Origin of the sequence: Tabrizicola sp. (assembly GCF_036781545.1) — a bacterium.
Classification (GTDB): Bacteria; Pseudomonadota; Alphaproteobacteria; order Rhodobacterales; family Rhodobacteraceae; genus Tabrizicola.
The window spans coordinates 6,622-14,154 of sequence record NZ_DAIQAT010000089.1; the positions used below are offsets into that span (position 1 = coordinate 6,622).

Annotated in this window: 7 protein-coding genes; 6 read left to right on the forward strand and 1 reads right to left on the reverse strand. The window is 67.4% G+C overall.

The window, feature by feature from the left end; translation table 11 throughout:
* From V7Q39_RS13390 to V7Q39_RS13415, 6 genes are all read left to right on the forward strand, one after another.
* On the forward strand, positions 1–591 hold a 591-nt coding region (locus V7Q39_RS13390), incomplete at its 5' end, for a branched-chain amino acid ABC transporter permease (RefSeq protein ID WP_333817093.1).
* An 11-nt stretch (positions 592–602) separates the two neighbouring features.
* Positions 603–1,535, forward strand: a complete 933-nt coding sequence (locus V7Q39_RS13395; protein WP_333817094.1) for a branched-chain amino acid ABC transporter permease — start codon at positions 603–605, stop codon at positions 1,533–1,535.
* Positions 1,523–2,227: an ABC transporter ATP-binding protein gene (locus V7Q39_RS13400; RefSeq protein ID WP_333817095.1), complete on the forward strand. Its 705-nt coding sequence runs from the start codon at positions 1,523–1,525 to the stop codon at positions 2,225–2,227. Before V7Q39_RS13395 ends, V7Q39_RS13400 begins: the two co-directional genes overlap by 13 nt.
* The gene (locus V7Q39_RS13405; RefSeq protein ID WP_443082521.1) at positions 2,214–2,915 is read left to right on the forward strand and encodes an ABC transporter ATP-binding protein; all 702 of its coding nucleotides are present in this window, start codon (positions 2,214–2,216) and stop codon (positions 2,913–2,915) included. Before V7Q39_RS13400 ends, V7Q39_RS13405 begins: the two co-directional genes overlap by 14 nt.
* A complete protein-coding gene (locus V7Q39_RS13410) occupies positions 2,916–4,934 on the forward strand; it encodes a hydantoinase/oxoprolinase family protein (protein ID WP_333817097.1) in 2,019 nt (672 codons plus the stop codon).
* Positions 4,931–6,616, forward strand: coding sequence for a hydantoinase B/oxoprolinase family protein (locus tag V7Q39_RS13415; RefSeq protein WP_333817098.1), 1,686 nt, complete (start codon positions 4,931–4,933; stop codon positions 6,614–6,616). Before V7Q39_RS13410 ends, V7Q39_RS13415 begins: the two co-directional genes overlap by 4 nt.
* 222 nt (positions 6,617–6,838) lie before the next feature.
* Here the strand turns inward: V7Q39_RS13415 and V7Q39_RS13420 are convergent.
* A partial coding sequence (locus V7Q39_RS13420; protein WP_333817099.1) for an efflux RND transporter permease subunit occupies positions 6,839–7,533 on the reverse strand: 695 nt, incomplete at its 5' end.

The window sequence follows — 7,533 nt, forward strand, 5'->3', positions numbered from 1 at the left end:
GACCCCGAGGCGACCATCGTCGCGACCATCGGCCTTCTCTACATGATCCAGCAGGCGGCGCTGTCGCTTTATGGCCCCAATGCCAACCCGGTGCGCGCGCCCTTCGAGTGGCGCATCCAGCTGCCCTGGTTCGGCTATTCCGGCTACAAGCTGTTCGTCGTCATCGCCGCGCTGGCCGTGCTCCTGGCGCTGTGGCTGGTCATGACCCGCACCAAGGCGGGCCTTGTCATGCGCGCGACGCAGGTCGACCGCACCACCGCCCGCGCCTTCGGGATCAACGTCGACCGGGTCTACATGGGCACCTTCGCCCTCGGCGCTGGCCTTGCCGCGCTGGCCGGGGTGCTGGTCGTCCCGATCCAGCAGGCGCATTACCTGATGGGGGGCGACCCGCTTCTCCTCTCGTTCATCGTGGTCATCATCGGCGGGCTCGGCAGCTTGCGCGGTACGCTGATCGCGGCGCTGATCATCGGCCTCTCGGACGGGGTGATCAGCATGTTCTTCACCCCCACGCTGGCCAAGATTCTCGCCACGCTCCTTGTCGCCATGGTGCTGGTCTTCCGTCCGCAGGGCCTGTTCGGAGCCAGGGCGTGACGGGTGGGGGGGTGAAAGTCTGGGCGCTGCACCTTGCGCTGATCGCGGTCCTTTTCACCGCGCAATTCTGGCTCTCGCCCTACCATACCACGAACCTGTCCCGGATCATGGTGCTGGCGGTCTTCGCCATGGGCTACAACCTGGCCTTCGGCTACACCGGGCTCCTCAGCCTTGGCCATGCTCTCCTCCTTGCCGCCGGGATGTATGCGGCGGGGCTTCCTGCGCAGCTCTGGGGCTGGAGCGCGGGCCCCGCCTTCATCGCCGGGGTCGCGGGCGGGGGGCTGGTGGCCGCGGCGCTGGGCCTTCTGGCGCTGCGGACGGCGGGGGTCAGCTTCATGATCGTCACGCTGATGTTCGCCCAGGCCGGATATCTGACGCTGCTCTACTTCGCCCCGGTCACCGGCGGGGACGACGGCTTTGCCGTGGCGGCGGCCAGTCGCAGGTTTCTCGGCTTCGCCCTCTCTGCCGACACCCCCCGCTTTCTGGCCGCGCTGGCGATCTTCGCCGCGGGCCTTTTCGCCAGCCTCGCCCTCGTCCGTTCGCCCTTCGGCCGCACCCTGGTCGCGATGCGGGAAAACGAGGAGCGGTCGAGGATGCTGGGCTACAACCCCTTCACCGTGAAACTGGCCGCACTCACGATCTCGGGCCTTTACGCCGGGGCCGCGGGGGCGGCCTACGCGCTTCTCTTCGGCTATGTCGGGGCCAGCTTCGCGACCATCCAGTATTCCATCCTGCCGATGCTCTACGTCCTCCTCGGCGGGGCGGGCACCACGTTCGGCCCCTTCCTGGGCGCGCTTCTGATGTTCGCGCTGATCGAGGTCGCCAGCGGCCTGACCTCGGCCTATCTCTTCTTCGTCGGCGCTGCTCTGGTGGCCCTCGTCCTCTTCGCGCCGAAGGGCATCCTTGGCACGATCCGCGAAAGGTGGGTCCAATGGCTGCCCTGATCGAGACACGGGGCCTGACGCTGCATTTCGGCGGCCTCAAGGCGGTGGACGGGGTCGACTTCACCCTTCAGCCGGGCGAGATCCACGCCCTGATCGGCCCCAATGGCGCGGGCAAGACCACTTTCGTCAGCCTCCTCTCCGGGCGGCGCATGGCGCAATCCGGGACCATCCTGCTGGACGGAGAGGACATCACCCGCCTTCCCGCCCATCTCCGCGTCAGGAAGGGCATCGCCTATACCTTCCAGATCACCTCGATCTTCCCGCGGCTGACCGTCTTCGACAACGTGGCGCTTGCCGTCCAGTCGCAGGGCGCGCGCGACCTTCCCGCCCGCACCCGTGCCGCGCTGGCCCGCGTGGGCATGGCGGGGCTGGAGGGGCAGGAGGCCCAGACCCTGAGCTACGGCCACCAGCGGCTGCTGGAGCTTGCCATGGGCCTTGCGCTGAACCCCCGCGTCCTGATCCTGGACGAGCCGACGCAAGGGCTGGCGGCCAGCGAGATCGACAGCTTTACCCGGCTGGTCGAAAGCCTTGTCCCCGAGACCACCGTCCTTCTGATCGAGCACAACATGGAGGTGGTGATGGACCTTGCCACCCGGATCACAGTGCTGAACTTCGGCCGGGTCCTCGCCACCGGCACCCCCGCCGAAATCCGCGCCAACCCCGCCGTGCAGGAGGCCTATCTTGGCGCTTGAGGTCAAAGGCCTGACCGCCGGATACGGCCCGGTCACCGTCCTCCACGGCGTCGATTTCAGCGCCGGGCCGGGGCGGATCACCTGTCTGATGGGCCGGAACGGGGTGGGCAAGTCCACCTTCCTCAAATGCCTGATGGGGTTGGTGCCCGCCAGCGGCGGAACCATCACCCTGAACGGAACTACCCTCCAAAACCTGCCTGCCCATGAGGTTCCGCGCCATGGTCTCGCCTATGTCCCGCAAGGCCGCCGCCTCTTCGGGCCCTTGACCGTGGCCGAGAACCTTGCCGTCGGCGGGCTGGTGCGGGGCAATGACCTGGCGACGCTCGACCATGTGCTGACGCTGTTCCCCCGCCTGCGCGAGAGGCTGGCCCAGACCGCGCAGACCCTGTCGGGCGGCGAGCAGCAGATGCTCGCCATCGCCCGCGCGCTGTGTCTTCAGCCCAAGGTCCTGCTGCTGGACGAACCCACCGAGGGGCTGCAGCCCTCGATGATCACGCTGATCCAGCAGGCGATCCTGACGCTGAAGGGGCAGGGTGTCGCCGTGGTTCTGGTCGAACAAAGGGTCGATGCCGTGCTGAAGCTGGCCGACCGGGTCGCCTTCATGGCGGCGGGCCGGGTGGCGGAGACAAGGGAAATCAAGGGCATGGCGGCCGATGATCCGGTCTTCCGGACCTATGTGGGGGTATGAATGACCGGGCTGGTGGCAGGCGTCGACGTGGGCGGGACCTTCACCGATCTGGTGATCTTCGATCCTGCGACGGGGGCGGTGCGGCTGGCCAAGGTGCCGACGACCCTGCCGAACCAGTCGGGCGGGGTGCTGGAGGCCTTTCATCAGGCGGGGGCGAACCTGTCGCAGATCGACCTGATCGTTCATGGCACCACGACCACCACCAACGCCGTCCTTGAACGGCAGCTGTCGAAGACCGGGCTGATCACCACCGCGGGCTTCCGCGACGTGCTGGAACTGGGCCGCCGCACCCGGCCTCAAGCCTACGGGATGCATGGGTCTTTCACCCCGATCATCCCGCGCGACCTGCGGCTGGAGGTGCCCGAGCGGATGGATGCGCGGGGCCGCGTGGTCACGCCGCTCGACGAGGATGCGGTCCGGGCGGCGGCCCGGCAGCTGCGCGATGCGGGCTGCGAGGCGCTGGTGATCCACTTCCTGCACGCCTATGCCAACCCCGACCACGAGTTGCGGGCCGAGGAGATCGCGAAAGGCATCTGGCCCAATGATTACATCACCTTGGGGCACAAACTTCTCTCGGAATCGCGGGAGTATGAGCGGGGGGTGACGGCGGCGGTCAACGCCTCGGTCCAGCCGCTGCTGGAGCGATATGTCGCCCGGCTGGCGGGTCAGCTTGCCGAGCGCGGCTACCGGCGCGACCTTTTGGTGATGAACGGCAATGGTGGCATGGTCGCGGCGAAGGACGTCGCGAAGGAGGCGGTGAAGACGGTGATGTCGGGCCCCGCTTCCGGCGTGATGGCGGCGGTTGCGACGGGGCGCCGGGCCGGGATGGCGAACCTTCTGACTTACGATATGGGCGGCACCAGCACGGACGTGGCGATGATCCGGGGCGGGGTGGCCCCGGTCTCGAACGAGATCGAGGTGGAATATGCCATGCCGATCCATGTGCCGATGGTCGATGTGCGGACCGTGGGCGCGGGGGGCGGCAGTATCGCCCGGATCGACGCGGGCGGGATGCTGCGGGTCGGCCCGGAGAGCGCGGGCTCCGATCCCGGCCCGGTCTGCTATGGTCGCGGGGGGACAAGGGTCACGATCTCGGATGCGAACCTGATCCTGGGCCGCCTGCCTGCCAGCCGGTTCGGGCAGGCGACGGAGGCCGCGCATGAGGCGATGCGGGAGCAGATTGCCGCGCCTCTGGGCCTGTCGGTGGAACAGGCGGCGGAGGCGGTGATCCGCATCGCCAACACCCATATGGCCGGGGCGATCCGCATGGTCAGCATTTCGATGGGGGCCGATCCGCGCGACTTTGCGCTGTTCGCCTTCGGTGGGGCGGGGCCGCTCCATGCGGTCGCGCTGGCGAAAGAGCTGAACGTTCCCAAGGTGTTGATCCCAGCCCGCCCCGGGATCACCAATGCGCTCGGCTGCGCGGTGGCCGACCTGCGGCATGATTTCGTACGCACCTTGAACCGCCCGCTGGACGGGGTGGAGATGGCCGATGTCCATGGCGTGCTGGCCGCGCAGGAGGCGGAGGGCCGCCGTCTGATCGGGGCCGAGAAGATCGCGTTGACCACGGTTCGGGCGGAGTATTCGGCGGACATGCAGTTCGTCGGCCAGACCCATCTTCTGCGGGTTGGCCTGCCTTCGGCGATCCCGAGCCGCGAGGAACTGCAGCGGCTGTTCGAGGCGGCCTACCATGCCCGTTTCCGGGTGGACCTGCCGACGATCCGGGCCAATCTGGTGAACCTGAATGTCTCGGTCATCGGCGAACGGCCCGCGCTGGACCTGTCGCGGCTGATCGACCCCGCGGCGCGGCGCCCTGTGGCGAAGGCGGCCTCCATGCGCAAGGTCTGGTTCGACGGCTGGCGTGAGGCTCCGGTCTACTGGCGCGACCATCTTCCCTTGAGGATCAACCTGCAAGGCCCTGCGATCATTGAGCAAATGGACACGACCATCGTCATTGACCCCGGCGCGAACGTGAGTTCGGACGCGGATGGAAACCTGGTGATCGAGGTTAACAAATGATTGATCCCGTCACCCTCGCGGTCATCCAGGCGGGCCTGCAACAGGTCTGCGACGAGATGGACCTGACCTTCTCCCGCGCGGCCTTTTCCCCCGTCATCGCCGAGGCCGACGACCGGTCGGACGGCGTCTACTCCGCGACCGATGGCAGCCTGATCGCGCAGGGGTCGAAGGGTCTGCCGGTCTTTGTCGGCGTCATGCAGTTTTCCACGCGGACCATCCTGGAGCGGATCGCGGCGGGCTTGACCGCGCCGCCCGATGAGGGTGACATATATATCGTCAACGATCCGTATCTGGGCGGCACGCATCTGATGGATGTGCGCTTTGCCATGCCGGTCTGGCGGGACGGCGAAATCTTCTGCTGGCTGTCGAACACCGGGCATTGGCCGGACACCGGGGGCGCGGTGCCGGGAGGGTTCTCGGCCAGCGCGATCAGCGCCGAGCAGGAGGGGCTGCGGCTGCCGCCTGTGAAGCTGTTCAAGAAGGGCGTGCTGGACCAGGAAATCTACCAGATCATCTGTTCCAACATTCGCGTTTCGGAACAACGGATTGGCGACGTGAAGGCACAGGCCTCGGCGCTGTTGGTCGGGGCGGAGCGGCTGGGCGCGCTGCTGGACCGCTATGGCGACGCGACCGTGACCGAAGCGATTGCCGAGATGCGGCGGCTGGCGGCGCGGCAGATGCGGGCGATGATCGGGCTGATCCCGGACAGCGTCTACCGCGCGACGGCCATCGTGGACAGCGACGGGGTGGTGAATGCGCCCCTGACCATTGCGCTGGCGGTGACGAAGGCGGGCGAGGGGCTGGTCTTCGATTTCTCCGGATCGTCACCACCCTGCATGGGGCCGATGAACTCGGTTCGCGCCACGACCCTGTCGGCGGTCTATCTGGCGATGCGGCATATCTTTCCGGAAGTGCCGATCTCGGCGGGGGCGTTCGAGCCGCTGCAAGTCACTGGCATCGAAGGAACTTTTCTTGATGCCCACTATCCCCGCCCCGTGTCGGGCTGCGCGGCGGAGGTGAGCCAGCGGATCGCCGAGGCGGTCTTCGCGGCGCTGGTGCAGGCGGTGCCGGGGCATGTGACGGCGGCCCCGGCAGGGACCTCTGGCAACTTTGGGCTGGGAGGGCACGATCCGGAGAAGGGGCGGGATTATGTGATGTATCAGATCTCGGGTGGTGGCTATGGCGGCTTTGCCGGTGGGGACGGGATTGCGAATGGCTGTTCGACCATCGGCATTTCCAAGGCGCCGCCGGTCGAGATCATGGAGCAGAATTTCCCTGTGATCTACAGGCGTTACGCGCTGCACGAAGGATCGGGCGGGGCCGGGCAGCATCGCGGCGGGCTGGGGCTGGATTATGAGATCGAGCTGCTGCGCGGGGAGGCGCGGGCGTCGTTCGTGATGGACCATGGCCGGGTCGGACCGCAGGGCGCGCTGGGGGGCGGTGACGGGGCGGTGAACCGGGTGGAGGTGATCCGGGGTGGCGAAGTGCTGGTTCCGGACCATCTTTCCAAGGCACAGGACATTCAGTTGAAGCCGGGGGATCGGGTGCGGGTCAGGACCCCCGGCGGCGGGGGCTACGGGCCACCGGAAGAGCGCGACCCGGCGCTGGTGGCCGAGGATGTGCGGCTGGGGCGGTATACGGCGGAGGAAGCTGAGCGCCTTTGGCCGGGACGGACGGGTTAAGGGAAGATTGACGGGAATCTTTTGGCGGGGGCGCAACGGGGTGCCGGTCGGATAGCAAGTGGTTGGGAACGCTGGCTTAACGCCTCCGGTTCCGCCGGGTTTGACCATCTGGAAAGCGTCTGGGATCGGTATGGAGTCCATACAGACGCGCGGTCCGGCGGGACGGCGGTAACCCTGCGGGGCGAATCGTGGAAACGCGGTGCGCTGTAGCGCACCCTACGTTTATTCCGCGGCGTGGGGCTTCGGGCTGCGGCGGGCGAGCGCTTCCTCCAGCACCGAAATCCGGCCCTGCAACAGCGCCACGTCGACCTGGTTCCGTGCAACGTTTCCGGCCAGGACCAGAGGGTCGGGCGCCTCGGGCTCGACTTCCTTCCGGCCGATGAAGCGGCCCAGCACCCAGGAGAAGAGGCGCGAGAGGTCGTCCATCACCAGATACATCGAGGGTACGACGACGAGGCTGAGCACGGTCGAGACCATGATCCCGCCCATCACCGCGATGGCCATCGGCGCGCGGAAGGCCCCGCCCTCGCCGACGCCGAGCGCCGAGGGCAGCATCCCGGCAGACATGGCAATCGAAGTCATCACGATGGGCTGGGCGCGTTTGTGCCCGGCCTCGACCACCGCGGCGATGCGGTTCATGCCGCGCGCCCGCATCTCGATGGCGAAGTCGATGAGCAGGATCGCGTTCTTCGCCACGATCCCCATCAGCATCAGGATGCCGATCAGCACCGGCATGGAGAGCGGGTTCTGGGTGACAATGAGGGCGGTGGCCACCCCGCCGACCGACAGGAGCAGCGAGAAGATGATGGTGATCGGCTGCAGGACCGAATGGAAGAGCAGGATCAGCACGAACATCATCAGAAGGACGCCCAGGATCATCGCGTTCTGGAAGCTGCCCAGCAGTTCGGCCTGCACCT